At 60.5% G+C, this 25,591-nt stretch carries 27 protein-coding genes; 6 read left to right on the top strand and 21 right to left on the bottom strand.

Features of this window, described 5'->3' with window-relative positions:
• The first annotated feature begins 30 nt into the window (after window positions 1-30).
• Window positions 31-1,749, top strand: a complete 1,719-nt coding sequence (gene metG / locus Q1B16_RS16965) for a methionine--tRNA ligase (RefSeq protein ID WP_299791512.1) — start codon at window positions 31-33, stop codon at window positions 1,747-1,749.
• A 211-nt stretch (window positions 1,750-1,960) separates the two neighbouring features.
• Window positions 1,961-2,878 carry an IS110 family transposase gene (locus tag Q1B16_RS16960; RefSeq protein ID WP_299791509.1) on the top strand — a complete coding sequence of 306 codons (918 nt, stop codon included), beginning with the start codon at window positions 1,961-1,963 and terminating at the stop codon, window positions 2,876-2,878.
• A gap of 83 nt (window positions 2,879-2,961) precedes the next feature.
• On the opposite strand, the gene Q1B16_RS16955 is transcribed toward Q1B16_RS16960, so the two are convergent.
• The 3 genes from Q1B16_RS16955 to Q1B16_RS16945 form a co-directional block, all read right to left on the bottom strand.
• The gene (locus Q1B16_RS16955) at window positions 2,962-3,396 is read right to left on the bottom strand and encodes a peptidylprolyl isomerase (protein WP_299791506.1); all 435 of its coding nucleotides are present in this window, start codon (window positions 3,394-3,396) and stop codon (window positions 2,962-2,964) included.
• 101 nt (window positions 3,397-3,497) lie between these two features.
• Window positions 3,498-3,677 carry a hypothetical protein gene (locus Q1B16_RS16950; RefSeq protein WP_299791502.1) on the bottom strand — a complete coding sequence of 60 codons (180 nt, stop codon included), beginning with the start codon at window positions 3,675-3,677 and terminating at the stop codon, window positions 3,498-3,500.
• Between the two features lie 4 nt (window positions 3,678-3,681).
• Window positions 3,682-4,140, bottom strand: a complete 459-nt coding sequence (locus Q1B16_RS16945) for an Lrp/AsnC family transcriptional regulator (protein ID WP_299791500.1) — start codon at window positions 4,138-4,140, stop codon at window positions 3,682-3,684.
• Between the two features lie 136 nt (window positions 4,141-4,276).
• Between Q1B16_RS16945 and ald the strand changes: the two genes are divergently transcribed.
• Both ald and Q1B16_RS16935 read left to right on the top strand, forming a co-directional pair.
• Window positions 4,277-5,398 carry an alanine dehydrogenase gene (ald, locus tag Q1B16_RS16940; protein WP_299791497.1) on the top strand — a complete coding sequence of 374 codons (1,122 nt, stop codon included), beginning with the start codon at window positions 4,277-4,279 and terminating at the stop codon, window positions 5,396-5,398.
• Window positions 5,399-5,572: 174 nt separating this feature from the next.
• Window positions 5,573-6,862 carry a PQQ-dependent sugar dehydrogenase gene (locus Q1B16_RS16935; protein ID WP_299791494.1) on the top strand — a complete coding sequence of 430 codons (1,290 nt, stop codon included), beginning with the start codon at window positions 5,573-5,575 and terminating at the stop codon, window positions 6,860-6,862.
• Window positions 6,863-6,943: 81 nt separating this feature from the next.
• Here the strand turns inward: Q1B16_RS16935 and mscL are convergent, their stop codons facing one another.
• The 15 genes from mscL to pyk all read right to left on the bottom strand — a co-directional run bounded on the left by mscL (window position 6,944) and on the right by pyk (window position 22,593).
• Complete coding sequence (gene mscL, locus Q1B16_RS16930) at window positions 6,944-7,369, bottom strand: large conductance mechanosensitive channel protein MscL (RefSeq protein ID WP_299791492.1); 426 nt, start codon at window positions 7,367-7,369, stop codon at window positions 6,944-6,946.
• 147 nt (window positions 7,370-7,516) lie between these two features.
• Window positions 7,517-7,966 carry a YtoQ family protein gene (locus Q1B16_RS16925; RefSeq protein WP_299791489.1) on the bottom strand — a complete coding sequence of 150 codons (450 nt, stop codon included), beginning with the start codon at window positions 7,964-7,966 and terminating at the stop codon, window positions 7,517-7,519.
• A gap of 56 nt (window positions 7,967-8,022) precedes the next feature.
• On the bottom strand, window positions 8,023-8,655 hold the full coding sequence (locus Q1B16_RS16920; protein ID WP_299791485.1) for a class I SAM-dependent methyltransferase: 633 nt from the start codon (window positions 8,653-8,655) through the stop codon (window positions 8,023-8,025).
• 26 nt (window positions 8,656-8,681) lie between these two features.
• Window positions 8,682-11,078, bottom strand: coding sequence for a phenylalanine--tRNA ligase subunit beta (pheT, locus tag Q1B16_RS16915; protein WP_299791482.1), 2,397 nt, complete (start codon window positions 11,076-11,078; stop codon window positions 8,682-8,684).
• A gap of 10 nt (window positions 11,079-11,088) precedes the next feature.
• Window positions 11,089-11,538, bottom strand: a complete 450-nt coding sequence (locus Q1B16_RS16910) for a hypothetical protein (protein ID WP_299791479.1) — start codon at window positions 11,536-11,538, stop codon at window positions 11,089-11,091.
• A 122-nt stretch (window positions 11,539-11,660) separates the two neighbouring features.
• The gene (gene pheS / locus Q1B16_RS16905) at window positions 11,661-12,734 is read right to left on the bottom strand and encodes a phenylalanine--tRNA ligase subunit alpha (RefSeq protein WP_299791476.1); all 1,074 of its coding nucleotides are present in this window, start codon (window positions 12,732-12,734) and stop codon (window positions 11,661-11,663) included.
• Between the two features lie 120 nt (window positions 12,735-12,854).
• Entirely contained in the window at window positions 12,855-14,339 is a 1,485-nt protein-coding gene (locus Q1B16_RS16900) for a fused MFS/spermidine synthase (protein WP_299791473.1), read from the bottom strand.
• Between the two features lie 68 nt (window positions 14,340-14,407).
• On the bottom strand, window positions 14,408-15,385 hold the full coding sequence (locus Q1B16_RS16895) for a serine hydrolase (protein WP_299791470.1): 978 nt from the start codon (window positions 15,383-15,385) through the stop codon (window positions 14,408-14,410).
• 87 nt (window positions 15,386-15,472) lie between these two features.
• On the bottom strand, window positions 15,473-17,272 hold the full coding sequence (locus tag Q1B16_RS16890) for an NAD(P)/FAD-dependent oxidoreductase (RefSeq protein ID WP_299791467.1): 1,800 nt from the start codon (window positions 17,270-17,272) through the stop codon (window positions 15,473-15,475).
• Window positions 17,273-17,463: 191 nt separating this feature from the next.
• Window positions 17,464-17,829: a 50S ribosomal protein L20 gene (rplT, locus tag Q1B16_RS16885; protein WP_299791464.1), complete on the bottom strand. Its 366-nt coding sequence runs from the start codon at window positions 17,827-17,829 to the stop codon at window positions 17,464-17,466.
• Between the two features lie 12 nt (window positions 17,830-17,841).
• Window positions 17,842-18,042 (bottom strand): 50S ribosomal protein L35, encoded by a 201-nt coding sequence (gene rpmI / locus Q1B16_RS16880; protein ID WP_085628113.1) that lies wholly within the window; start codon window positions 18,040-18,042, stop codon window positions 17,842-17,844.
• A gap of 111 nt (window positions 18,043-18,153) precedes the next feature.
• Window positions 18,154-19,035, bottom strand: coding sequence for a bile acid:sodium symporter family protein (locus tag Q1B16_RS16875; RefSeq protein WP_299791460.1), 882 nt, complete (start codon window positions 19,033-19,035; stop codon window positions 18,154-18,156).
• Between the two features lie 5 nt (window positions 19,036-19,040).
• Window positions 19,041-20,762 carry an AMP-binding protein gene (locus Q1B16_RS16870; RefSeq protein ID WP_299791457.1) on the bottom strand — a complete coding sequence of 574 codons (1,722 nt, stop codon included), beginning with the start codon at window positions 20,760-20,762 and terminating at the stop codon, window positions 19,041-19,043.
• A gap of 130 nt (window positions 20,763-20,892) precedes the next feature.
• Window positions 20,893-21,114: a hypothetical protein gene (locus Q1B16_RS16865; RefSeq protein ID WP_299791454.1), complete on the bottom strand. Its 222-nt coding sequence runs from the start codon at window positions 21,112-21,114 to the stop codon at window positions 20,893-20,895.
• 33 nt (window positions 21,115-21,147) lie between these two features.
• A complete protein-coding gene (gene pyk, locus Q1B16_RS16860) occupies window positions 21,148-22,593 on the bottom strand; it encodes a pyruvate kinase (protein ID WP_299791451.1) in 1,446 nt (481 codons plus the stop codon).
• Between the two features lie 182 nt (window positions 22,594-22,775).
• On the opposite strand from pyk, the gene Q1B16_RS16855 reads away from it, so the two are divergent.
• Complete coding sequence (locus tag Q1B16_RS16855; RefSeq protein ID WP_299791448.1) at window positions 22,776-23,513, top strand: N-formylglutamate amidohydrolase; 738 nt, start codon at window positions 22,776-22,778, stop codon at window positions 23,511-23,513.
• Between the two features lie 16 nt (window positions 23,514-23,529).
• Window positions 23,530-23,847 carry a DUF1244 domain-containing protein gene (locus Q1B16_RS16850; protein ID WP_299791445.1) on the top strand — a complete coding sequence of 106 codons (318 nt, stop codon included), beginning with the start codon at window positions 23,530-23,532 and terminating at the stop codon, window positions 23,845-23,847.
• 68 nt (window positions 23,848-23,915) lie between these two features.
• Here Q1B16_RS16850 and Q1B16_RS16845 read toward each other — a convergent pair whose 3' ends face one another.
• The 3 genes from Q1B16_RS16845 to Q1B16_RS16835 form a co-directional block, all read right to left on the bottom strand.
• The gene (locus Q1B16_RS16845; protein ID WP_299791442.1) at window positions 23,916-24,488 is read right to left on the bottom strand and encodes a cob(I)yrinic acid a,c-diamide adenosyltransferase; all 573 of its coding nucleotides are present in this window, start codon (window positions 24,486-24,488) and stop codon (window positions 23,916-23,918) included.
• Between the two features lie 3 nt (window positions 24,489-24,491).
• A complete protein-coding gene (locus tag Q1B16_RS16840; RefSeq protein WP_299791439.1) occupies window positions 24,492-24,692 on the bottom strand; it encodes a twin transmembrane helix small protein in 201 nt (66 codons plus the stop codon).
• 70 nt (window positions 24,693-24,762) lie between these two features.
• On the bottom strand, window positions 24,763-25,590 hold the full coding sequence (locus Q1B16_RS16835) for an SDR family NAD(P)-dependent oxidoreductase (protein ID WP_299791436.1): 828 nt from the start codon (window positions 25,588-25,590) through the stop codon (window positions 24,763-24,765).
• Between the last annotated feature and the right edge of the window lies 1 nt (window position 25,591).

The raw sequence follows: 25,591 nt of genomic DNA, 5'->3' as shown, positions 1-25,591 counted from the left end.
ACTTCAGACAAACACGCGGGCGCAAGTTTTATGGCACGGCATCTGATCACGTCGGCGATCCCTTACATCAACGGGATCAAACATCTCGGGAACCTCGTGGGCAGCCAGTTGCCCGCCGATCTCTACGCCCGCTACCTGCGTGCACGCGGCAACGAGGTGATGTTTCTCTGCGCCACCGACGAGCACGGCACCCCGGCCGAATTGGCTGCCGCGAAGGCAGGCAAGCCTGTCGCCGATTACTGCGCCGAGATGTGGGCGGTTCAGGCGGAACTGGCCAAGGGCTTCCGCCTGTCTTTCGATCATTTCGGTCGTTCCTCCAGCCCGCAGAACCACAAGCTGACCCAGCATTTTGCGGGGCGCTTGGCCGATGCCGGATTGATCCGCGAAGTCAGCGAAAAGCAGGTCTATTCGCACGCCGACAAACGCTTCCTGCCGGATCGCTATATCGAAGGCACCTGCCCCAACTGCGGGTACGACAAAGCCCGTGGCGACCAGTGCGAGAACTGCACCAAGCAGCTCGATCCGACTGACCTGATCGACCCGCGCTCGGCCATCTCTGGCTCGACCGATCTTGAGGTGCGCGAAACCAAACACCTCTACCTGCGCCAGTCACAGATGCGCGGCAAGTTGCAGGACTGGATCGACAGCAAGACCGACTGGCCGATCCTGACCACATCGATTGCGAAGAAGTGGCTGAACGATGGCGACGGCCTTCAGGACCGGGGCATCACCCGCGATCTGGACTGGGGCATCCCGGTCAAGAAAGGCGAGGAGGACTGGCCGGGTATGGAAGGCAAGGTCTTCTACGTCTGGTTCGACGCGCCCATCGAGTACATCGCCTGCGCGGGCGAATGGGCCGAGGCGCATGGCAAGAGCGATGCCGATTGGGAACGCTGGTGGCGCACCGACAAGGGCGCGGATGATGTGCGCTATACGCAGTTCATGGGCAAGGACAACGTGCCGTTTCACACGCTGTCGTTCCCGGCGACGATCCTCGGGTCCGGCGAGCCATGGAAGCTGGTCGATTACATCAAGTCCTTCAACTACCTCAATTACGACGGCGGCCAGTTCAGCACGTCGCAGGGCCGCGGCGTCTTCATGGATCAGGCGCTCGAAATCCTGCCGGCCGATTACTGGCGCTGGTGGCTGCTGAGCCATGCGCCCGAAAGCTCGGACAGTGAGTTCACCTGGGAAAATTTCCAAAGCTCGGTGAACAAGGATCTGGCTGACGTGCTGGGCAATTTCGCCAGCCGCGTGACCAAGTTCTGCCGCTCCAAGTTCGGCGAAGAAGTGCCCGCAGGCGGCACGCCGGGCGAGCGCGAGGCGCAATTGATCGACGATCTGGAAAAGGGCTTGCGCGACTACGAGGCGCATATGGATGCCATTGACGTCCGCAAATCCGCCTTGGCCTTGAGGGCGCTTTGGGTTCTGGGGAACGAGTATCTTCAGGACGTGGCGCCTTGGACGACGTTCAAGGAAGACCCAGACGCAGCAGCAATGCAGATCCGCATCGCGTTGAACCTGATCCGCTTTTACGCCGTGATCTCGAGCCCGTTCATTCCGGATGCCTCGGCGCAGCTGCTGACCGCGATGAAATCCGAAGATGCCGAATGGCCCAAGGATGTGGCCTCAGCCGTGAAGGCCCTCCCGGTCGGACATGCTTTCGCAGTGCCCGAGGTAACGTTCCGGAAGATAAGCGACGATGAACGCGCGGAATGGCAGGAACGTTTCGCCGGCGGCAGACGCTGACGCCGCGTGTTTTGCTGACCAAAGCTGCTTCTTTGGGCTCCAAATACCAGTCTGTTTGCATCGGTGTATTTTGGTCGCGGGCGGGAGCTCGTTAAATACCTGATGGTCTGACATCGCCCCGAGGCTTGAGCCCCGCCCGCTTACGGATGTCCTGCACACTTGATTGGGACGGTTGCCGCCGATCCCGTATGACTGGAACAGGGGAAGTATGATGGAAAATGTATTCGGTGTCGACGTTGCAAAGGCCTGGATTGATGTGGCTGGTCCAGATGGGTACCAGCGTGTTTCAAACAAGGACCTCACCGCCTTCGCGCAAGCGGTTCGCGCGGTGCACGGGGGTGTGGTTTTTGAAGCGTCTGGCGGATGTGAAACGCCTTTGCGGACGGCTCTTGGGACGGTGGGTGTGCCCGCGATCCGGGTCAATCCGCGTCGGTCGCGCGCGTTTGCCAACTCGCTCGGGCGGCTGGCCAAGACAGACAAGGTCGACGCGCAGGTTCTGCGCGAGATGGGGCAGCGGCTGGACCTGCCGGAATGTCCACCCGACAGCGAAGAGATGTTGCATCTCAAGGCTTTGCAGCTGCGCCGCCGACAATTGGTCGAGGATGCAAAACGCGAGAAGGTCCGCTGGACGCAGACCACAGATCCACAGACGAGGCGTTCGATCCAACGCGTGTTGGACGTCTTGAAGGAGGAAGTGGCCGTGCTTTCCAGGCAGATCGAGGCGTGCATCGCAGCCTCCCGCGACTTGTCAGAGCGCGCGCACGTGCTGCGGGGTGCGCCCGGGATCGGGCCGGTCGTGGCCACCGCCCTGCTGACGGAATTGCCTGAACTGGGTCCGCTCTCACCCCGCCAGGTCGCAGCACTTGTAGGCGTCGCGCCGATGGCCCGTGATAGCGGAACGCGCATCGGCAAACGGCGCATCGGCGGCGGCCGCAAAAGCCTGCGAGATGCCCTGTATATGGCCGGCTTGAGTGCCTCTCGATCTGATCCCGGTTTACGAGCCTTCGCTGAGCGACTGAAAGAAAACGGAAAGGCTCCAAAGCAAGCCATCATCGCTGTCACGCGCAAACTCGTCATCATTCTTAACGCAATGATCCGAGACAACCGACCATATGCGACAAACGCATAAACACACTTGCCTCGGGGAGTGCGAGGGGCAGAGCCCCTCGCACGGATCGGATCGGCACAGCCGATCCGAAACCGGAAAGACCCTCAGGCCGCTTTGATCTCGACGACTTCCACGTCGAAGGTCAGATCCTGACCCGCCAGCGGATGGTTCGCGTCGAGGGTCACCTCGGTCTCGTTCACATCGGCGACCATCACGGGCACGACCTGTCCGCTCGGTGTCTGCATTTGCAACTGCGTGCCGGGCTCGAGCGGGATATCGGCCGGGATGTCAGCGCGCGGGACGGCTTGTTGCGCGTTCGGGTCGCGCTGTCCGTAGGCTTGATCGGCGGGCACGTCGACTTTTTTCGTGTCGCCGACGGCCATGCCGGCGATCGCCTGATCGAGGCCAGGAATGATCTGTCCTGCGCCGACGGTGAATTCCAAGGGGTCGCGGCCGGCCGAGCTGTCGAAGGTCGAACCGTCAGCCAATGTGCCGGTGTAATGAATAGAAACGGTATCGCCCGTTTTTGCCTGGGTCATGAATGCTCCATATGTCGGGGAATGAATAAGTGGAGGCCGCCGTTCAGGCAGGTGCTCCGGTGCATAAACGCAGTTTAACAAGACAAGTTCCGAGACACAAATCAGCCTTCGGACATGGTCTCTTCGCTTGGCGCTGCCTCAGTGATCAGCCCGACCATCGCGCCCGCGGGGTCCTTCACGATTGCGATGCGGCCGATGCCTGGCACATCAAAGGGATCGCGCATGATTTCGCCGCCCATTTGTTCGGTCTTCGCGACCTCGGCATCGACGTCGGCCAGCACAAGGTCACACGGGAAGGGCAGTGGTTTTGAAAACGGTGCGGAGGGCGAATGAGCTTTGCATCTGGGCCACCCCCGGAAGGCGTGTCAGGTATTGTCGATGAATGCGGGCGAAATCCTCGGTGTCCTCGGCGACGACCTTGAGGATATAGTCGGCGGTTCCGGCCATCAGGTGGCATTCCAGCACATCCGGCACCCGGGACACCGCTTTCTCGAACGCCTCAAGCAGATCATCCGCCTGGCTGCTCAGCTTGATTTCGACGAACACGGTGGTCGGCATTCCCAATTTGCGCGCGTTCAAGAGCGCCACGTAATCGCGAATATATCCGTCCGCCTCGAGCCGCTGCACCCGCCGGTGACAGGCAGAGGCGGACAGGTTTACCGACTCGGCCAGTTCGGCATTCGAGATCCGGCCCTTGCGTTGCAACACACGCAGGATGCGACGATCCATGTCATCAAGGGCCATATATCAGAAATCTCCTGCAAAATGGCTCAGTATTCGAAGCTTCTTCGCAAGATGACCGGGCAAACGCCGCATATCCAGACAAAATTGCATCGTGACCCACGTATTATTCCCAGAACATCAATCGGAGGAGTTCACCATGAAAATCGGATGCCCCACAGAAATCAAACCGCAGGAATTCCGCGTCGGCATCACTCCGAGCGCGGCACAGGAAGCGGTGGCGCATGGCCATACCGTCTTGATCCAGAAAGGCGCCGGCATTGGCGCGGGTTTCGATGACGACAGCTATAGCGCCGCCGGTGCGCAGATCATCGACACCGCCGACGAGGTGTTCGCGACCGCCGACATGATCGTAAAGGTCAAGGAACCTCAGGCGAAAGAACGCAAGATGCTGCGCGAAGGCCAGCTTCTGTTCACCTACCTGCACCTCGCACCAGACCCCGACCAGACACATGACCTGATCGCATCGGGCGCGACCTGTATCGCATATGAAACTGTCACCGATGCGAGCGGTGGTCTGCCCCTGCTTGCTCCGATGTCCGAAGTCGCCGGAAAGCTTGCGCCTCAGGTCGGTGCGTGGACCTTGCAAAAGGCAAATGGCGGGCGCGGCGTATTGATGGGCGGTGTGCCCGGGGTTGGTCCCGCGCAGGTCGTCGTCATTGGCGGTGGCGTTGTCGGCACGCACGCGGCCCGTGTCGCCGCTGGGATGGGCGCTGAGGTGACCGTTCTCGATCGCTCTCTTCCGCGCATGCGCTATCTCGATGACATGTTCGGAAGTACGTTCCGCACGCGCTACGCGAGCCAGTCCAACATCGCCGAGATGATCACGCAGGCCGATATGGTCGTAGGCGCCGTTCTGATCCCCGGGGCGGCCGCTCCGAAACTGGTCAGCCGGGCCGACCTTGCAACGATGAAGCCCGGCGCCGCGCTTGTGGACGTGGCCATCGATCAGGGTGGGTGCTTCGAAACCTCCAAGGCAACCACGCACGAAAACCCGGTCTACGAGGTCGACGGCATCATGCATTACTGCGTCGCCAACATGCCCGGGGCCGTGGCGCGCACATCGACCATCGCCTTGGGGAATGCAACGATACCCTTCATGCTCGCCCTGGCCGACAAGGGGTGGAAACAGGCCTGCGCCGATGATCCGCATCTTCTCGCCGGACTTAACGTCCATGCGGGCAAGCTGACCTATGCGGCAGTCGGCAAAGCTCTGGGACTGGACGTGACCGAACCCAAAGACATTCTGGCGATGACCTGATCTTCAAATCCGCCGCCGGTCGCGCGACTGGCGGCAAATGTTTGCGAGGACTATACGCAAAGTTGCATGAGAAATTGAATAGACTCGGATTTTGCCCTACCTCTGAGTAGCCTAAGTGACGATGCGTCAACCAAACGCACCGAGTTTGGGCATCCATAAATCAGGGAGGATATTATGGGCCATCTACTTCAAAGCACCGCCACACTTGCAATCGCGCCATTGCTCGCCACCGCGCTCATCACGGGATCGCAGGCCTCCGCGCAGACCGGGGTCAACACAACCAGCCTGCAACACACGGTTGTGCTGTCCGATCTCGACGAGCCGTGGGATATGGCATTTCTCGACGATGGAACCATGTTTTTCACCGAGAAATGCGATGGACTATCTGTCCTCATGCCATCTGGTGAGGTGAACGCCCTTTTGGGCATGTCCAATGCCGAAGGGTATGCCAGCTCTGCCGAAGATCTCTTTTGCGACGGCCAGGCCGGAATGATGGGTGTCGCTATCGATCCCGATTTCGCAAACAACCGTCGAATCTACGTCTACTCGACCTCGAATATGGTGACGCCGCATACCAACCGTCTCATGCGGCTGGTAGTAAGCGAGGACTTCACAGACGTGTCGGACCGCACCGATATCGTCGAGGATGTGCCCTATAAAATGGAAGCGACGGATCACCCGTTTGGAGGCACCGGCGCCCACAATGGCGGGCGCGTGCGTTTCGGACCGGACGGCTATCTTTATCTAACGACAGGCGACAATCACAACAGCGAGATCCCGCAAAGCCCGACACTTATGGGCAGCAAGGTGCTCCGGATCGACACCGACGGGAACGCAGCCGCAGAAAACGCGCCGCCGGAAGGCTTTGACCAGCGCACCTACACCTACGGGCATCGCAACGTGCAGGGGATCGCCTTTCACCCCGAAACCGGCACACCGATCGTCGCGGAACACGGACCCTGGCATTCAGACGAAATCACGGTTCTCCGAAACGGTGGCAATGCCGGTTGGGACCCGCGTCCGAACATGGCAGGTCGCGGTGAGTGCCCGGACAATTACTGTGGCTATAGCCCGAACCAGATGGAGGGCATGAACCGCTATGAGCGCGCAACCTTCATGCCGATGACCGATCTCGAGACCTATCCGGACGCCATGCCACCGATCTGGGACAATAACGGCTGGTCACAAGGTACGTCCTCTGCGGCCTTTCTTGAAGGTGAGCAGTGGGGCGATTGGGACGGCGCGATGGTTGTCGGCATCATGGGTATCGGCTTTGGCGGCACTCCGCTGGGCCAGCGGATCGACGTGATCGAACTGACCGACGAAATGACCGTCGAGGATGTCACCGAATTGACGCTGCCGATGGAACCGGGGCGGTTCCGCTCGGTTGTATCGGGGCCTGACGGCAGCCTCTACACGGCGGTCGACGAGGGTCTGATCTATAAACTCACACCCGGTAATTGATGCAAAAAGCCTTCGCCACACATCACGGCGAAGGCCTGAAAATCGGTCCGGCGCGAGGCTGGCAGCCGTAGTGTCGGCAAATCAGCCCTTGCTCAGAGCATCCCGGATTTCCAGAAGAACGTCGAGTTCGCTCGGACCCGTTTCCACTTCCGGCGCGACATCGTCCGGCTTTTCCGCAGCTTCCTTGATCCGGTTGACCATCTTGACCAGCATGAAGACCACGAAGGCGATGATCAGGAAATTGATCACGGCCATAATGAAGCTGCCGATCGCAAAGACCGGGGCGCCGGCTTCTTGCGCGGCGGCAAGCGACGCGAATTCACTGCCATCCAGCGTGTAGAACCAGCCGGAGAAGTCGATCCCGCCCGTGAACAGGGCGATGATCGGGTTGATGATGTCCCCCACCAACGATGTGACGATCGCCGTGAATGCGGCCCCGATGATGATGCCGACAGCCATGTCCATGACATTGCCCTTGGCGATGAAATCCTTGAATTCTTGAATCATTACGCGTTTCCCTCGTGTTGGCTTGCCCGGCGCGCTGGCCCGGGATGCAAATCTGATAGCATCGCCGAAGCCATTGTCACGTTTTTGGAAACGATCCACTGGGAATTTGCGGATATGTGCCGCAAAATGCGGCTCGCACGCCTCAGATCACGACGGCAGCGCGCCCGTCAGCACATACCGCAGGATCTGCGCGACCTCTTGCGGGCTGCGCGTCATGGCCAAGGCAGCCGCGTCCACCTCTTTCAAGGCATGGTCGTGCTCGGGCTGTTGCAGGATGATGAGCGATTTGCCCAGCGCGCTGGCATACCCGGCGTCGAACGCGGCGTTCCATTGCTTGTATTTCTCACCGAACCGGACAACGACGACATCGGCATCCGCAATCCCCTTGCGGGTCCGGATCGCGTTGACCATCGCTCCCTTGTGATCGTGCCAGTACTTGTCGTTTTCAGACCCAAGGATCGCGACCCCGCAATCGTCGCTTGCGGCGTGATCGGTGACCGGGCTGTCGAATTCGACATCAAGACCCTTGCACGCCTCGATGATTTGCTCACGCCAGTCGGTGTGGATTTCTCCGGACAGATAAACCTTCAATCCCATGGGACTTCTCCTTTTCTGTTGATGAAAGGGGTAGCGCGGATCGGGAAGAAAGCCAATCAATCCACCCGACGGGCCACAACTGTCCGCCGCGGATCCTTGCCGGGTGCCATCTGGGTCTCGATGATCTCGAACCCCGCATGACGGATCGCCGCGTCGAGGTCATCCGTTGTCAGCTTGGCGAAATAGGGGGCTTTTCCGACGGCCTGCATGATGGGAAGGCCGATTTGGATAAACCACCAGATCAGGTTGCGACGTTCCGGCATGCAAAAGGTCTTTGAGACGAAATACCCGCCCGACTTGGTACGGGCGGCGATTTCATCGAGGGCGCTGTCCATGTCTTCGAGAAGGTGAAGCAGGTTGAACGCCAGCACCGCGTCGAACGGCCCATCGGGAGCATCCGCTGCATCCGCCTGGCGAAACTCGACATTGGTCGTGCCTTGGCCGCGTGCCTTTTCGCGGCCCTTGCCCAGCATCGCTTCGGACACGTCCGTGGCCACGATGCGCGCCACGCTGGGTGCCAGCGCCAAGGCCGTTGACCCCGTGCCGCAGCCCAACTCCAGCACTGTGTCTTCTGGCTTCAGAAGCGCACGCACTTGATCCAGCGTCGCCTCATAGGCCTCGGGATTGCGGATCGGCGATGCCGCGTATTTGTCCGCGATGCGATCCCAGAACTTCGCAGACGTATACATAGGTATCTCCGTCTCCTTAGGAGCCGTCAGCCGCGCAAGACGCCGCCGGTGGCCTTGGACACTTTCTCAACGATCTTCTTGCCCACTGCATCGATATCCGCTTCCTTGAGCGTGCCCCCTGTCGGTTGCAGGCGCACGGTGATGGCAAGGGATTTCTTGCCCTCGCCTAAGGACCCGCCGATGAATTCATCGAAGAGCCGCACGTCCGCAATCAGCGCCTTGTCCGCACCGGCCGCTGCGTTCATCAAATCCAAGGCGGCAACGTCGCTATCGACGACAAAGGCAAAATCCCGTTCGACGGCTTGCAGGTCATTGAGCACCAGCGCCGGGCGCGTCGCACCGGTCTTGCGGGGCATCGGGATGTCCTGCGGCCAGAGGGTGAAGGCGACAGCCGATCCCTTGATGTCCATCGCCTTGACGACCTTCGGATGCAATTCGCCGAACACACCCAGCACCTTTTTCGGACCGAGGCAGATCATGCCATGCCGTCCCGGATGCCACCAATCGCTTGCCCCGCGCAGGATCTGTGTTTTGGCCGGTGCGCCCATCGCTGCGAGGATCGCCTCGGCATCGGCCTTGACGTCGAAGAGATCGACGGCACGTGACGTTCCGTGAACATCTTTCGGACCGGTGCGCCCGATCAGCAGACCGGACAGCAGCAGGTGCTGCTCCTCGGGTTCACCGCCGTGGAACGCGTGCCCCAACTCGAACAGGGCCAGGTCCATGAAACCGCGGGCCTGGTTGCGGGCTGCGGCCTGAAGCAATCCCGGCAGGAGCGCGGGACGCATATGGCTCATCTCCGAACTGATCGGGTTCGCCAGCATGGTCGCATCATCACCGCCGCCGAACAGCTCTGCCGCGGCCTTGTCGATGAAGCTGTAGGTGACGCATTCATTGTAACCCAACGCGGCCGCAGTCCGCCGCGCAGCGCGTTCGCGGCGCTGCATCGGGGACAGGATCGGCTTTGGCACACCGGGATCGGTGCGGCGCATCGGCTTGCCTTGAAGCTTGGTCAGCGATGCGATGCGCGCGACCTCTTCCACGAGGTCGGCCTCGCCCATCACATCGGGGCGCCAAGACGGCACATGCGCCATGTTCCCCTCAAGACGGAAGCCAAGCGCGGTGAGTGTCTGGCGCTGTTCGGATTCGGGGATTTCCATGCCAACAAGCGAGATCACCCGCGCCGGATCGAGCTTGTAGGCGCGGGAGGTGTCGGGCACGGCTCCGGCCTGGATCAGGTCGGACGCCTCGCCGCCTGCGTGATCGACGATCATGCGCACGGCAAGTTCCAGACCTTCGGGCGTAAAGGCCGGATCGACACCGCGTTCAAACCGGTAGCGCGCATCCGAGTTGATCTTGAGCGCACGGCCCGTATAGGCGATCTGGATCGGGTCCCAGTAGGCGCTTTCGACGAACACATCGGTGGTCTCGTCGGTGCAGCCGGTCTCTTCACCACCCATGACACCGGCGATGCTCTCCGGGCCCTTGGCGTCGGAAATCACCATCTGGCCGGGTTGGAGCGTGTAGGTCTTGCCGTCCAGCGCCAACAATTCCTCACCACCCGCAGCACGGTGTACGCGCAGATCGCCTGTCACCTTGGCCATATCGAAGACGTGCAAGGGGCGGTTGCGGTCGTAGGTGAAATAGTTGGTCACATCGACAAGAAAGTTGATCGGGCGCAACCCGATGGCGCGCAGCGCGTCCTGAAGCCATTGCGGGCTTGGGCCGTTCTTGACACCACGAATGATGCGTCCGCAGAACAGAGGGCATCCGTCCAGCGTGTCGTCGTCGATCACCACCTTGGTGTCGGCGGTGAAGCTGACAGGCACCGGCTCCACGTCACGTGTCTTGAGTTTGCCAAGCCCCCGCGCCGCCAGATCGCGGGCGATACCCTGCACGCCCAGGGCGTCGGGGCGGTTGGGGGTGATGGCGATCTCGATCACCGGATCCACCTTGGCGGGGTCGTTTTCGGCCAGCCAATCGATGAATTTCTGGCCTACCTCGCCGGACGGCAGTTCGATAATACCGTCATGTTCGTCGGAGAGTTCAAGCTCGCGCTCGGAGGCCATCATCCCGTGGCTCTCGACGCCGCGGATGTTGCCGACGCTGAGCGTCACGTCGATGCCCGGCACGTAGTCGCCCGGCTTGGCCAACACAACCGTGATCCCCGCCCGCGCGTTCGGGGCACCGCAGACAATCTGCTTGTCGCCCTCGTCGGTCTCGACGGTGCAGACGCGCAACCGGTCGGCATCGGGATGCTGCTCGGCGTGCTTCACTTTAGCCAGCGTAAACGTCTTGAGCCTATCCGCCGGGTTTTCGACGCCTTCGACCTCAAGGCCCAGATCGGTCAGGGCATAGGTGATCTCGTCCACGGTTGCGGTGGTGTCGAGGTGTTTCTTCAGCCAGGAGAGGGTGAATTTCATAGTTTGATCCTCAGCAAAAAACAGGCAAGAAAACTGAAATGAAGAGAAGAAATGCCGCTACTATGAATGTAGACCCACCGAGCCAAGACAAGAGCTCCAGTTTCTCCAATTCCTTTACAAGTAGCTTTTCCCATTCCCCAATTGTCTTTTCTCCTAAATTCCCCTGTTTAACTTGTGGAATATGCGACATTGAGGCAGCAAAAAATCCTATGCTTGCAATAAGAGCAGCTACGCTAACTTGAACAATTCCGTGCCAAGTATTCGCATTGCTGCACCTATCAGCCATTTTGATTAATTCTGGCAAGTTGTCAGAATTTCCCAACACCGATAATGCCGCAACGCCAGCCACTAGTGTCGATACCATGGCAACGTTACGTTTCGACCTCCCTTGTAGGCCATTTACTAAGTGCAAAATGCGATCAATTTTATTTGGAATGACGTGCGAGTAGAAACCTTTCACAGATTTACTGCAGGCAGGGCAACATTTTTGATAGCCGTCGGATCCATCGCAAAAACCTCCATGCCTAAGACACAAATAGCGGCCACGGTTCACTTCTAGATAGTGAAACTTTCGTTCTCTGTTCACCCACTCAGCCCCCCATGCAGCGTCGGCACGTCCAAAGCGGCGAAGCCGTAGTGGCGCAGCCAGCGGAGGTCTGAATCGAAGAAGGCGCGCAGGTCGGGGATGCCGTATTTCAGCATTGCGATGCGGTCGATGCCCATGCCGAAGGCAAAGCCCTGCCATTCGTCAGGGTTCACGCCTGCGTTCTGCAAAACCTTGGGATGCACCATGCCCGAGCCGAGGATTTCGAGCCAGTCATCGCCCTCGCCCACCTTGAGCGACCCACCCTCCCAGGAACAGCGGATGTCCACCTCGGCCGAGGGTTCGGTGAAGGGAAAATGCGAGGCGCGGAAACGGAGTTCGACATCGTCGACCTCAAAATACGCCTTCACGAATTCCTCCAGCACCCATTTCAGGTTCGCCATGGAGATATCCTTGTCGATGGCAAGGCCCTCGACCTGGTGGAACATCGGCGTGTGGGTCTGGTCGTAATCGGCGCGGTAGACGCGGCCCGGCGCGATGACACGGATCGGCGCGCCGGTCTTTTCCATCGACCGGATCTGCACCGGCGAGGTGTGGGTCCGCAGGACGTGCGGCGGGCGGTTGTCGCCCTCGGCACGGTGCATGTAGAACGTGTCCATCTCGGCCCGCGCAGGGTGATGGCCCGGAATGTTCAGCGCGTCGAAATTGTACCAGTCAGTGTCGATCTGCGGTCCTTCGGCGACGGAAAAGCCCATATCCGCGAAGATCGCCGTGACCTCTTCGGTCACTTGGCTGATCGGGTGGATCGTGCCCATGCGCCGCGTCCGGCCGGGCAATGTCACGTCCAGCCACTCACCGCGCAGACGCTCATCGAGCGCCGCATCTTCGAGGGCGGCTTTCTTCGCCGCCAGAGCCGAATTGATTTCGTCTTTCAATGCATTGAGCGCAGGACCGGCGACCTGACGTTCCTCGGGGCTCATCTTGCCCAACTCGCGCATTTTCAGGCTGATCTCGCCCTTCTTGCCGACGGCCTGCACGCGCAGATCTTCCAGCGCCGCTTCGCTGTCCGCCGCCGCAATCAGCCCAATATACTTGTCGCGCAGATCGTCCATGTCACCCTCCGGCTCGTGTCGTGCTTTCCCTAGCCGCCCCGGTGCAGGGACGCAAGACGACCCCAATGGAGCGCGCCCTTCTTTCTGGGGCTGGAAAACCGGGGTTTCAGTGTAGGCGCCTCAATCGCGCGGCCCGACAAGCCGGTCGATCGGCGCGTAATCGTCGGTCAGAAGCGTGCCCGCCGCCGCGATCTGATCGACAAATCCGGGACCGAGCGCTGCAAAGGTGGTGCGGTCCGGCGCCGGAACGGTGAAGCTGTCGACGGAGGTCTCCGACATGCCCGCCGCAATCACCATGACGACACGCTCGCCAAGTTCGGGACGACGGGCTTCGGCCCAGACCTCGACCACCGGAAACACCGTCTGGAGGGTTTTGACAACGCTACCGATCGCCTGCATCCGGTCCGCGTAATCGATGACGTTCATCAGGTAGCTGCCGTCGGGTGTCATCCGCGACCGGACAAGGCTGAAGAATTCCTGTGTGACGAGGTGCTGCGGCACGGCCACGTCGGTGAACGCGTCCCCGAGGATGGCATCGTAGCGCGTTTCATCGGTCAAAAGCGCGCGACGCGCATCCATGTGGAGCACGCGCGTGGTCGTTGGATCGAACCAGAAGTCGCGCGCGGCCAGTTCCGTCACGGCGGGGTCGATCTCGGCGACGGTTGTCGTGGTCAGTCCGCGCTGCGCAAACGCACGGGGCAGCGCGTAGTTGCCTCCACCGATCAGGAACCGTGACGGCGTCGCGTTCGGCGCGCGCAGCCGGGCCAGTGCATCCAGCATCGCGGCATGGTCGGTGAACATCACATCCGGTGCGTTCTCCGCCGAAATCCCATGCACCATGTGGTCGATCACCATGGCCCGGGTGACGCGCGACGGATCGGCAGAGATATCGACGCTTTGAAGGCAGAAATACCGGCTTTCGACGTGACAGGGGTTCGGCGAAAACGCCGTGGCACCGGCGAGCCCGACAAGCGCCAGCAAGGTCACGGCATGCAGCGTGCGGGCGCGTCTGGCCAGCACGAAACACAAGGCGGCGCCCGCGCTGTAGACGAGGGTGACCGTGGCAAGCGTCCAAAGGCTTCCCAGCCACGAGATAAAGAAGAAGCCCGCCAGAAGCGTGCCGACAATCGCTCCGATGGCCCCCGAGGCGAACATCGCGCCCAGCGCCTGCCCCTGACGGGACGGACCGGACAGCGACACCTGCGTTAGAAGCGGCGCCGGGATCCCTGCGAACAGCGACGGCAGAAAGAACGCGGCGAGCGTGAGGCCTGTGATGCCCCAGACCGGCTGCGGGAAGGCGGTCAGCACCGGTTCGGCCGACGCACGCAGCGCAAAGCTTGCCAATGCCGTGGTCAAAGCCGCAGCCACAAGAGCCCAGCCGGTCGCGGACATGGGGTTGATCCCCGTCCGGTCCGCCAATCGCCCACCCCACCAATGCCCCGCTGAAAAGCCCGCAAGAACCACGGCGATGACCGAGGTCCAGGTGTAGAGCGACATGCCCACATAGGGCGCAAGCATGCGCCCCGCGACGATCTCCACCACCATGGAGGCGGCGGACACGGTGGCCTGAAGGGCGACAAGCAACCAGAGAGGGGCTATTGGCATCTGAGCCTCGCAAAACGGGTCTTTGGCCCATGTTGCGTGCGCGGCAGGCGAAGGCAAGTGGTGTCGCCTCAGGCGAGCGCCATTACCGGACCTTCGAGAAGTCGCATGAGATCGCCGAAGTACCCGCCCGACCGCGCAGGTTGGTTGGGATCAGAGGTGATCGCCACTGCGAGGTCGCGCTCCTTGTGAGATGCGATGATCTGACCGCCATAGCCGCGCGCCAGAGTGTAGCCCGAGGGCGAAAGGAACCAGCCATAGCCATAGGCCAATCCGGACCACGGCGATCTTGCATGGGGCACCGTCGAGGCGGCGATCCAGCTTTGTGGGATGATCTGCTCACCGTCGTACCGCCCGTCATCGCGCATCAGCTTGGCGATCTTGAGCATCGCGGTCGGGCTCAGGGCCATGTTGTTGCCCCCCATGTAGTACCCCTGCGGATCACGCGTCCACGGCGGGATCTCGATGCCGAGCGGTCTGCCCAGCCGTTCGCGGGCTTGCGCCAGCAGGCTTTGCCCCGTCGCCTCGGTCAAGGCAGCGCCAAGGATATGCGTCGAGCCGGTGGAGTAGAGCATCTGCCCCCCCGGTTCGGCGACCATCGGACGGGACAAGGCATCGGCCAGCCAATTACGGGAATTGACCCATGCACCGTAATTTGGCCCCGACGTGCGTTCGAGCCCTGCCCGCAAGGTCACGAGGTCTTCCAGCGTGATGTCTCCTGCTCCGGGCGTAGCGTTGGCCGGTAATATTCCGGGCGCGACATCCGACAAAGGCGCAGAGACAGACGGCACCTCCCCCCGGTCGATGGCCGCCCCCAGCAAGAGCGCGACAACGCTTTTCGAGCAGGATTTGATGTTGGCGAGGCGCTCCAGCCCCGGCCCGCGCGGCGCCTCGGCGAAGAGCGTATCCGCGCCACGGCTGATCTGGATCGAATGGAGTTGCGGTAACTCTGCGATGGCCGACCGAAGATCATCGGTCTGAGCGCGACCGATGAAGGGCATGCAAAGAGCTGACCCCGAGGCGGCGATGAAGATACGTCGATTGATCATGACAGTCGGTTTATGCCCTGCGGGCCAAGTGTCCAGCGCGCAGGGTTCACGTATGCGTGGGCGGCGCAGGCCGCGGCATCCGGTGCGTCAGGACAGGTGATGCACCTCCTGCAGCGCATAGACCGGGGTCGGTATCCCTTCCATGCGCGCCTTCAGTTGCAGCGCCAGGAACTGCGAATAATGCCGGGACTGGTGCAGATTGCCGCCGTGGAACCAAAGGTTTTCCTGCTGCGTCGGCTTCCACATATTGCGCTGCTCGCCTTCCCAGGGACCGGGATCCTTGGTGGTGTTCGAGCCAAGACCCCAGACCTTGCCCACCTTGTCGGCCATGTCCTGCCCCATCAGGTCAGCCACCCAGCCGTTCATCGAATTGTAGCCGGTGGCGAAGACGATCAGGTCAGCGTCCAGCTTTTCGCCGGTGTCGAGGATCAGACCGTCTTCGACGATCTCGGTCACCTGACCGCGCTTTAGCTTGACCTCTCCGTCGATGATGAGCTGGCTCGCGCCCACGTCGATGTAATAGCCCGATCCACGGCGCAGGTACTTCATGAAGAGGCCCGAGTCGTCGTCGCCCCAATCCAGCCAGAAGCCCGCCTTTTCCAACCCCTCATAAAACTCCTTGTCCTGCTCTTTCATCGCGGCATAGGCCGGGATCTGGAATTCATGCAGGATCGCGTAAGGAAGCGAGGCGAAGATGAGATCGGCCTTTTCCGTGGTTACGCCGGCATTGACCGCCCGTTCGGAATAAAGATCGCCAAGACCGATTTCCATCAGCGTGTCGGATCGCACGATGTGGGTGGAGGACCGCTGCACCATCGTCACGTCGGCATCGTGCTCCCAAAGCGCGGCGCAAATATCGTGCGCCGAATTGTTCGACCCCACCACGACGCATTTCTTGCCCTTGTATTTGTCTGGCCCGGGATGCTGCGAAGAATGGTGCATGTCGCCCTTGAAGCTGTCCATGCCGGGGAAATCCGGAATGCGTGCCTTGCCAGACATGCCTGTGGCCATCACCAGCTGTTTGGGCCGGAGCGTGACCTCCTCGCCGTCTCGGTCGACGACGACGGTCCATTCCTTCTTGTCCTCGTCATAGCTCGCGGATTTGGCGGTGGTGCGGGTCCAGTAGTTGAGCTCCATCACCTTGGTATACATCTCGAGCCAGTCCCCGATCTTGTCCTTCGGCGCGAAGACCGGCCAGTTTTCGGGAAACTTGATATAGGGCAGATGATCGTACCAGACCGGGTCGTGCAGGCAGAGCGACTTGTAGCGCTTGCGCCAGCTGTCGCCGGGCCGTTCGTTACGCTCGACAATGATCGTGGGCACGCCAAGCTGCCGCAGCCGCGCACCGAGCGCGATCCCGCCCTGCCCGCCGCCAATGATGAGCGTATAGGGCTGCTTGCTATAGCCGAGCTCGGCAGCTTCTCTTTCGCGTTCTTCGGCCCATGTTTCCCGGTTCTTACCTGCGCCGTGTTTGGCCCCAAGCGGGCGGCCGAAACCCTTTGGCTCTTCATGTCCCTTGAGTTCGACCATCGTGGTCAACAGCGTCCAGATCTTGCCATCCCGCAGACGGATCAGCCCATATCCACGCGCGACTTCGGTCTCAAACGTGATCCACGCCGTCGTGACGCCACCGTCTTCGGTCACCACTTCGCCCTCGGCCAATGCCCAATTGCGCGGCTTGGTCGTGGAAAGCTGATGCCTGAGCATATCTTCGACCTGATCTTTGCCCTCCACCGTCTTGATGTTCCAGGTGAAGGTGACAAGGTCGCGCCAATAGCAGTCGCCGACGAACATCTCCTGCGCACGGGCGATGTCGCCCTGTTCAAGCGCTTTGCCGAAATCGTCGAGAAAGGCCTGCGTCTGATCGGCCAGCGAAGAATCAAGCATGGTTTCCTCCCAGTTTCTTGTGAACTGGAACAACAGTGCCAATGCGAAAGATTTGACGCTAGGGAAACTTTGGTCGGTCGGCAGGATCGGCGGATTCGGGTTCGCCAAACGCAGATGGCAAAACACAGGGCTTGGAAACAAAAAAGCCCCGCTGATCCGGCGGGGCTTTTTCTATTCTAACTCTCTGTCGCTTACGCGGCCAAGGCACCCTTGGCCTGATCCACGATTGCACCGAAGGCTTCGGGCTCGTGAACGGCCAGATCGGCCAGCACCTTGCGATCCACTTCGATCCCGGCCAGCGTCAGGCCGTTGATGAAGCGCGAATAGGTCAGGCCTTCGTCGTGCATCCGTACAGCGGCGTTGATCCGCTGGATCCACAGGGCGCGGAAATTGCGCTTGCGGTTCTTGCGGTCGCGTGTGGCGTACTGGTTCGCCTTGTCGACGGCCTGACGTGCAACCTTGAAGGTGTTCTTGCGGCGGCCATAGTAACCTTTGGCGGCCTTGATGACCTTCTTGTGACGGGCGTGCGTTGTGGTTCCGCCTTTTACTCGGGACATATCAATTCCTCCTTAGCGCGCGTAGGGCATCATCGGCTTGATGATCTGCTCATCAGCCTTGGACAACACGGTGGTTCCGCGCGCGTCGCGGATGAACTTCTTGTGGCGCTTGATCATGCCGTGGCGTTTGCCGGCCTGACCCGCCTTGATGCGGCCCGTGGCCGTCACCTTGAACCGCTTTTTGCAGCTCGACTTCGTCTTCATCTTCGGCATTTCCGTCTCCTGTCTTCAGATCGGTTTGCGCGCGACTCGGTATGCCAATTCGACCGGCCGCACGGGGTAGAGCGCGCCGTATAGGCGGGGTTTGCGGGCAATGCAACTCTTTCAGAGAAGACTGTCCGGGATTTTCTGTTCCGCCGCCGTGTTGGCGCGTCGGAAGATCAGCGTGACGCAGGTCGAGACGATCACGATGAACAGCGAATAAAGCACCGGTACTGCCATAATCGCCTGCGCCTCGGTGCCTTGGAACGTGAACACGATGATGGCGATGGCCAGCGGCCCATTCTGGATGCCGGTCTCCAACGCCACGGTGCGGGCATTGCGCGGGTGCAGCCGCAGCGCACGGGCGAAGAGGTAACCGATGGTGATGCCGAAGACACCCAGCCCGATGGACGCGATGTAAGTGTTGGGGGTGGTTTCCAACAGGAATTGCCAATTGCGTGGAATCCAGCTGACCATCAGGAACAGGATGAAGAACAGCGCCAAGGCTGAGCCGAAAAACTCCGTGACCGCTCCCACGTTCGCGCTGATCTTGCGCAAGACCATCCCGATCGCCACCGGCACCAACAACAGAACCAGCGTCGCGATGATGTTCTCGCGCGGTATTTCGAGGTTCAGCGCCGAGGCATAAAGGAGAAGCACCAGCGGGATCATGATGACACCCGTTACCGTGGACGTAACCGTCATCAAGACCGAAAGCGCCAGATTGCCCTTGGAAAAATAGGTAAAGATGTTCGACGTGGTGCCACCGGGCATGCAGGCCATGATCAGAATGCCCAGCGCGATGGTTTCCGGCACCACAAGGAAGGTCGCCAGCAGGAACCCGATAAAGGGCATGAACCCGTATTGAGAGATCACCCCGATGGCCAACCCATAGGGACGCCGCAGGGCAAGGTAGAAATCGCGCGGCGTGAGCGATGCGCCCATGCCCAACATGATGACAAAGATCATCAGCGCCAGCAGCGCCTGTTCGAATGCTCCGACCACTGTGCCTACTCCGCTGCGATGCGGGCCAGCTCTTCGGCGCGCAGGTCTTTTCTAAGGATTTTTCCGACGTTCGACTTTGGCAACTCATCGCGGAATTCGACGCGTTTGGGCACCTTGTAGGCGGTCAGGTGTTCCTTGCAATGCGCGCGGATCGCAGCCTCGGTCAGGCCGCCGTCGCGCTTGACCACAAAGGCCTTGACCGCTTCGCCGGTCAAGTCATCCGGCACGCCAATGACCGCCGCTTCAAGGATGCCGGGGTGCAGGGCAAGGCAGTCCTCGACCTCGTTCGGGTAGACGTTGAAGCCCGACACGACGACCATGTCCTTCTTGCGATCCACGATACGGAAATAGCCGTCCGCATCCATCACGCCGATGTCGCCGGTCAGGAACCAGCCGTCGCGCAAGGCGCCCTTGGTTTCCTCCGGCTTGTTCCAGTAGCCCGCCATGATCTGCGGACCCTTGGCGGTAATCTCGCCGCTTTGGCCCTGCGGAACCGGCATCCCGGCATCGTCGATGCAGGCGATATCCGTGCCGGGAACGGGAATGCCGATAGACCCATCACGCGTCTTGCCCAGCGGATTGAAGGTCAGCACGGGGGAGGTTTCCGTCAGGCCATAGCCCTGAAGCACCGGCTTACCGGTGATGCCCTCCCATTTTTGCGCCACCGCCGCCTGAAGCGCCATTCCGCCAGCGGACGAGAACTTGAGATGTTTCGGCGGGCTGTCGGTGAACCAGATCTCGTTGCTCAGCCCGTTGAACAGCGTGTTCACACCGCTCATCCAAGTGATCTTGTAATTCTCGAACGCGCGTTTGAGGTTCGACAGGGGCCGCGGGTTCGGGATGAGGATGTTGCGCGCGCCGAGCCAGTAGAAGGCCAGCATGTTCACCGCGAAGGCAAAGATGTGATAGAGCGGCAGTGCAGTCAGGGCGATTTCCTTGCCCTTCTCCACGCCTTCCAGCATCTCCATCGTCTGTTCCATGTTCAGGATCAGGTTGGCATGGGTCAGCATCGCCCCCTTGGCGACACCCGTGGTTCCGCCAGTATATTGCAGGCAAGCGACGTCATTGGCATCGACCGTCTGTGAATAGACATCCGGCGCGATCCGTTCGCGGGTCATGTGATCACGCCCGGCGGCCAGCGCATCGGGGAAGCGGATATGGGCCACTTCGATGGGTTTCACCGACTTGTCCCAGTGTTTTTGCACCAGCCCGACGATCCCGCGCGGCAGGGATGGCAGGAATTCGGCAACGCGCGTGACGATGATGTTGGGGATCGGATGACCTTGCGTGGCCGCCGGGATCTTGTCGGCGAACATATCCACGATGATCAACGCATGTGGCTCGGCATCGGAGAACTGCTTGCCCATCTCCTCGGCGGTATAGAGCGGGTTGACGTTCACAAGGATACAGCCCGCTTTCAGGATGCCGAAGGCCGCGACCGGAAAGGTCAGGCAATTCGGCATCTGGAGCGCGACGCGGTCCCCCTGCCTCAGCCCCGCAACTTCGCGCAGGTAGACTGCAAAGGCATCCGACATCTCGTCAACCTGATGGAAACTCAGCGTGCCGTTCATGCCGTTCGGCAAACAGGCCGTAAAGGCCGGAGCCGAGCCATACGTGCTTGAGACAGACCGGATCAGGTCCGCCAGCGTGCGATACGATGCCGTTTCGATGTTCTTGCGGACATTCGGCCCATAAAAAGCTGTCCACGGACGCGCGTCGCGTGTCATGCCATCCTCCTCCCATCAATCACGACGCGGCACAGCTCATGGCGCGCATCGTGTACGTGAAAAGATTGCTAAATGGATATTTCAGATTGATCTATAGTGATCGAACGTCACACGACACAGTCGCACCAGGTCAGGTGAAATCCCGAAGCACTTTCGCCACCACCGCCGGGATCGTTTCCAACGTATAGCCGCCCGGTTTGTTGGACATGGCCCAGACGACCATCGCCCCCGCAATCATCAACGTGATCGTTGCAATCCTCGGACGGTCGCCCTTGGAAATCGAAGAAACAACCGCCGGAATGGACAAGACGCCAAGCGCCAGCCCGATAACGAAAAGCGTGTCAGGGTCCATACCGCCTGCTCCCACTGATTACGTGGGGTCAGATTACTCCGGATCCGTGTTATAGATCAAACGTTCGTCGCAGGGCGCAACACGAAGGATGTTGGTTGTGCCCGGCGTGTTGAATGGAACACCCGCGGTGACAAGGATCTGATCGGTCGGTTCCGCGTATTTGCCAGCACGTGCAGCCCGCGCCGCATTGACGACCGCCTGCTTGAATCGCTCCAGTTCACCGGTCAACACACATTCCGTGCCCCAAGTCAGCGCAAGCCGACGCGCGGTGCGTACAGAGCTTGTCATGGCGATGATCGGCACGCGCGGACGCTCGCGGGCGGTCAGCAAAGCCGTCGTGCCAGAAGAGGTGAAACAGCAGATCGCCTTGATATCGGTCGTCTCGGCGATCTCGCGGGCCGCAGCGACGATCCCGTCTGCCACGGTCTGACGCTTGGCGGTTCGGGACGCTTCGATGATTTCGGTATAGGTCGGATCGCTTTCCACTTCGATGGCAACGTTGTTCATCGTCGTCACCGCTTCGATGGGATAATCGCCCGCCGCCGACTCCGCACTCAGCATGATCGCGTCGGACCCTTCGTAGATCGCGGTCGCAACATCCGACACCTCGGCACGGGTTGGCATCGGCGATTCGATCATCGACTCGAGCATCTGTGTCGCCACGATCACTGGTTTCGCAGCGGAACGACAGCGGCGGATCAGGCGCTTCTGGATCGGCGGCACGTTCTGCACCGGCAGTTCGACACCAAGATCGCCGCGCGCCACCATGATACCGTCGGAGACCTCAAGGATCTCTTCGAACGCTTTGACGCCCGCAGGCTTCTCGATCTTGGACAGGATCGCGGCACGGCCCTTGCACAACTCGCGCGCCTCGATGACATCCTGCGCGCGCTGCACGAAGCTGAGAGCGAGCCAATCGACCCCAAGTTCGGATACGAACTCAAGATCCTCGCGGTCTTTATCGGACAGCGCCGCCAGCGGGAGGACGACGTCAGGGACGTTCACACCCTTACGGTTCGAAATGGTGCCGCCAGTGATAACCGTGCAATCCGCGAAATCGGCACCGCAGGTTTCGACTTTCAACCGGATTTTGCCGTCATTCACCAAAAGATGCGCGCCAGGCTCCAATGCCGCGAAGATCTCGGAATGAGGAAGCGTGACGCGGGTTGCCGTGCCCTCTTCGTCCGCCAAATCGAGACGGAAGCTCGCGCCTTCGACCAATTCCTCTTCGCCATTTGCAAAGACGCCGACGCGCAGCTTGGGACCCTGAAGGTCGGCCAGAATACCGATCGTGCTGTCACAGTCCTTTTCGACCTGCCGGATGATCGCGTGACGTTCGGCGATCTCATCGTGGCTGCCATGGCTCATGTTGAGACGGAACACATCCGCACCGGCCTCGTGAAGGCCACGGATCATCTCGTAGGTGCTGGAAGCCGGCCCCAGGGTGGCCACGATTTTCACACTCCGCAAACGTCTCATTCGGAATCCCGTCCTTCAACTTGGTTCTGGGCGACCGGCAGGTCGCAGTCCACCGCTGCTGCAACACGTCTTGTCGGCAAGTGCGCCGCCTCATGTTACCGCTAACTTTCGCTTGGCGTTATTGCTCATTTCCCTTTCCTGCGCAACTCAACTATCTGATGCGCCCGGGAGATCACATACCTATGACATATGTACCGTTTTTTGTGCATGGAGAGAACCGGTCCTCGCGTTGGCTGATCACGTGCGATCATGCGACGAACACGGTGCCGCCGGATCTCGGAGGCTCGCTCGGCCTGCCCGAAGCTGACATGGCACGGCACATCGCTTTTGATCCAGGGGCTGCCGGTGTGACCCGCGCCATAGCCGATGCGTTGGATGCGCCCGCGATCCTGTCGAATTTCTCGCGGCTGGTGATCGATCCAAACCGCGGAGAAAACGACCCGACCCTGTTGATGCGCCTTTATGACGGGTCCGTCATTCCCGGCAATCGGAACGCCTGCGCCGAAGAGAAAGAGCGCAGACTCAACGCGTATTACCGCCCCTATCACGACGCGCTTGCGGCACTTGCGGCGCGGCGCGACGACACCGTCATCGTGGCGGTTCATTCGTTTACACGGCAGTTGAAATCCCGCCCAAGCCGCCCGTGGCATATCGGGATCCTGCACGCCTATGACCGGCGTCTGTCCGACCCCTTGATCACGGCGCTGGAAGCCGAACCCGACCTTGTTGTCGGTCGCAATGAACCCTATCCCGGGCACTTACCCGGTGATGCGATCGATCGGCACGCCTTGCATCACGGCAGGCTGAACACACTTATCGAATTGCGCAATGACCTGATCGCAACCGAGGCAACGCAAGCGGCATGGGGCGAACGGCTCGCACCGATGCTTGTCGCGGCTTTGGCGAAAACGAATGAATGAACCGGAGGATCCGAAGATGGACAAACAGACACAGCTTGAGATCGAGGCCGCCGCCTTTCGCCGCTTGCGGCAGCATCTGATCGAGGATCGCCCTGACGTTCAGAACATCGACATGATGAACCTGACAGGGTTTTGCCGAAACTGTCTGAGCCGCTGGTATCAGGAAGCCGCCAACGAGCGCGGGATCGAGATGGACAAGGAGGCCGGGCGCGAGGCGTTCTACGGCATGCCCATGTCCGAATGGAAAGCCCGCTACCAGACCGAAGCGAGCGATGCGCAGAAAGCGGCGTTCGAGGTGGCATTCAAGGAAAACGTCACTGACAAGGAAAGCTGACCGGGACAGGCCGACCATGCACAATCGCATCGTCGGCCTTCGTCAAATCAATTTATCCAAGACGACGATCAGCGGTTGGCGCCCGGAACCCAGAGGATATCGGCCTTTCCGTCGTTATTCGCCACACGCGCCGCGACGAAGAACCAATCGCTCAAGCGGTTAAGGTACTTGACCGCCGCAGGGTTCACGCTTTCCATCGTGGCAAGCTCGACCGTCAATCTTTCCGACCGGCGCGCGACCGTGCGACATTGGTGCAGATGTGCCGATAGTGCCGATCCACCGGGAAGGATGAAGCTGCGCAGCGGTTCGAGTTTCGCATTCATCGCATCGATTTCCGATTCAAGACGATCGGTCTGCGATGAAACGATCCGCAACGGCGGATACTCGGCATCGGCGTCCTTCTCCATATCGGGACGGCAGAGATCCGCGCCAAGGTCGAACAGGTCGTTTTGAATGCGCGAGAGTTGGCCATCCAACTCACCATCGGTATGCAACCGCGCCAGACCGACGATCGAGTTCAGCTCATCCACCGTTCCATAGGCCGTGACCCGCATCGAATGTTTGGCAACCCGTGCGCCATTGCCCAGCGCGGTTTCACCATCGTCACCGGTTTTGGTGTAGATCTTGTTCAGAACGACCATCGCTTATTCCCCCCGAACCCAGACGAACAGCAGGATGAGAAGCACCGCAACGAACTGTGCGATGATCCGCCAGCGCATCGCCTTGTTCGCGTATTTCTTGTTGAACTCACCCCCCTTGGCAAAGCTTCCGATCCCGAAAAGCAGGATACCGACCACCGCGAGACAGGCGATGGCGACAACGATGAACAGCGGATCTTGCATCATGGCAGGTGGTCTTTCTTAACTTCGTGTTCACGGGGATGTAGCCGTATCGCGGCACAAGGCGAATGAAAAGTCAGCCCTTGGACAAAAGCCAGTCCAGGGCACGTGTTGGAAGCAGCCGACGGGCAACTGCCATCAGATGCGTCGGTGTCGTGACCCGGTAGCGCGGTTTCGGCGACGATGACGTCAGCGCCTTCTCGACAGCGTCAGTCACCGCTGAGGCCGGCCATTGCACACGCGAACTGCCGCCTTTCTTGAGCATATCGAGCAGCGAGTCCTCGTACTGCGCACGGCGCGCTGAAGCTTCCCAATCGACCCAGTGATCGAATTGTTTGATCGCGTTTTTCCGAAAATCCGTCTCGATCGGGCCGGGTTCGATCAGGATGACACGAATTCCCGTCCCTGCCATTTCCATGCGGAGAACATCGGCATAGCCCTCAAGCGCAAATTTCGTGGCCACGTACGCCCCGCGATATTTCATGCCCACCAATCCCAGAACGGACGAGTTGAACAGAATGCGGCCGTGACCCCGTTTCCGCATCGCCGGAATAAGCCGCAGGGATAGATCGTGCCACCCGAGAAAATTCGCCTCGAACTGAGCGCGCATTCCGTCGGCCGGGATGTCTTCCAGCGGCCCGGGCAACGCGTAGGCCCCATTGTGAAACACAGCATCCAACGCGCCTGCGGTCTCCTCCAGCACCGTTTGAGCGCACCGCGCGATACTGGCGCTGTCTTCGTAGTCGAGTTGCGGTGCGGCGAATCCTTCGGCTTTGAGGCGTTCGCAATCCTCGACGGATCGACACGCCGCAAAGACCTTCCAGCCCTGCGTCTTCAATCGCCGCGCCGTGTCCAGTCCGATGCCCGACGAACACCCGGTGATCAGGATGGTTTTCGATGCCACG

Source organism: uncultured Marivita sp., assembly GCF_947488135.1.
Lineage (GTDB): Bacteria > Pseudomonadota > Alphaproteobacteria > Rhodobacterales > Rhodobacteraceae > Marivita.
Note: the sequence above shows the minus strand (reverse complement) of the source record. Positions and strands in the feature narration are given on the sequence as shown.

What these genes read in the sequence shown, in the direction of transcription:
- metG (WP_299791512.1), top strand. Translation starts at nt 31, where the DNA reads ATGGCACGGCATCTGATCACGTCGGCGATCCCTTACATCAACGGGATC.
- Q1B16_RS16960 (WP_299791509.1), top strand. Translation starts at nt 1,961, where the DNA reads ATGGAAAATGTATTCGGTGTCGACGTTGCAAAGGCCTGGATTGATGTG.
- Q1B16_RS16955 (WP_299791506.1), bottom strand. Translation starts at nt 3,396, where the DNA reads ATGACCCAGGCAAAAACGGGCGATACCGTTTCTATTCATTACACCGGC.
- Q1B16_RS16945 (WP_299791500.1), bottom strand. Translation starts at nt 4,140, where the DNA reads ATGGCCCTTGATGACATGGATCGTCGCATCCTGCGTGTGTTGCAACGC.
- ald (WP_299791497.1), top strand. Translation starts at nt 4,277, where the DNA reads ATGAAAATCGGATGCCCCACAGAAATCAAACCGCAGGAATTCCGCGTC.
- Q1B16_RS16935 (WP_299791494.1), top strand. Translation starts at nt 5,573, where the DNA reads ATGGGCCATCTACTTCAAAGCACCGCCACACTTGCAATCGCGCCATTG.
- mscL (WP_299791492.1), bottom strand. Translation starts at nt 7,369, where the DNA reads ATGATTCAAGAATTCAAGGATTTCATCGCCAAGGGCAATGTCATGGAC.
- Q1B16_RS16925 (WP_299791489.1), bottom strand. Translation starts at nt 7,966, where the DNA reads ATGGGATTGAAGGTTTATCTGTCCGGAGAAATCCACACCGACTGGCGT.
- Q1B16_RS16920 (WP_299791485.1), bottom strand. Translation starts at nt 8,655, where the DNA reads ATGTATACGTCTGCGAAGTTCTGGGATCGCATCGCGGACAAATACGCG.
- pheT (WP_299791482.1), bottom strand. Translation starts at nt 11,078, where the DNA reads ATGAAATTCACCCTCTCCTGGCTGAAGAAACACCTCGACACCACCGCA.
- pheS (WP_299791476.1), bottom strand. Translation starts at nt 12,734, where the DNA reads ATGGACGATCTGCGCGACAAGTATATTGGGCTGATTGCGGCGGCGGAC.
- Q1B16_RS16900 (WP_299791473.1), bottom strand. Translation starts at nt 14,339, where the DNA reads ATGCCAATAGCCCCTCTCTGGTTGCTTGTCGCCCTTCAGGCCACCGTG.
- Q1B16_RS16895 (WP_299791470.1), bottom strand. Translation starts at nt 15,385, where the DNA reads ATGATCAATCGACGTATCTTCATCGCCGCCTCGGGGTCAGCTCTTTGC.
- Q1B16_RS16890 (WP_299791467.1), bottom strand. Translation starts at nt 17,272, where the DNA reads ATGCTTGATTCTTCGCTGGCCGATCAGACGCAGGCCTTTCTCGACGAT.
- rplT (WP_299791464.1), bottom strand. Translation starts at nt 17,829, where the DNA reads ATGTCCCGAGTAAAAGGCGGAACCACAACGCACGCCCGTCACAAGAAG.
- rpmI (WP_085628113.1), bottom strand. Translation starts at nt 18,042, where the DNA reads ATGCCGAAGATGAAGACGAAGTCGAGCTGCAAAAAGCGGTTCAAGGTG.
- Q1B16_RS16870 (WP_299791457.1), bottom strand. Translation starts at nt 20,762, where the DNA reads ATGACACGCGACGCGCGTCCGTGGACAGCTTTTTATGGGCCGAATGTC.
- Q1B16_RS16865 (WP_299791454.1), bottom strand. Translation starts at nt 21,114, where the DNA reads ATGGACCCTGACACGCTTTTCGTTATCGGGCTGGCGCTTGGCGTCTTG.
- pyk (WP_299791451.1), bottom strand. Translation starts at nt 22,593, where the DNA reads ATGAGACGTTTGCGGAGTGTGAAAATCGTGGCCACCCTGGGGCCGGCT.
- Q1B16_RS16855 (WP_299791448.1), top strand. Translation starts at nt 22,776, where the DNA reads ATGACATATGTACCGTTTTTTGTGCATGGAGAGAACCGGTCCTCGCGT.
- Q1B16_RS16850 (WP_299791445.1), top strand. Translation starts at nt 23,530, where the DNA reads ATGGACAAACAGACACAGCTTGAGATCGAGGCCGCCGCCTTTCGCCGC.
- Q1B16_RS16845 (WP_299791442.1), bottom strand. Translation starts at nt 24,488, where the DNA reads ATGGTCGTTCTGAACAAGATCTACACCAAAACCGGTGACGATGGTGAA.
- Q1B16_RS16840 (WP_299791439.1), bottom strand. Translation starts at nt 24,692, where the DNA reads ATGATGCAAGATCCGCTGTTCATCGTTGTCGCCATCGCCTGTCTCGCG.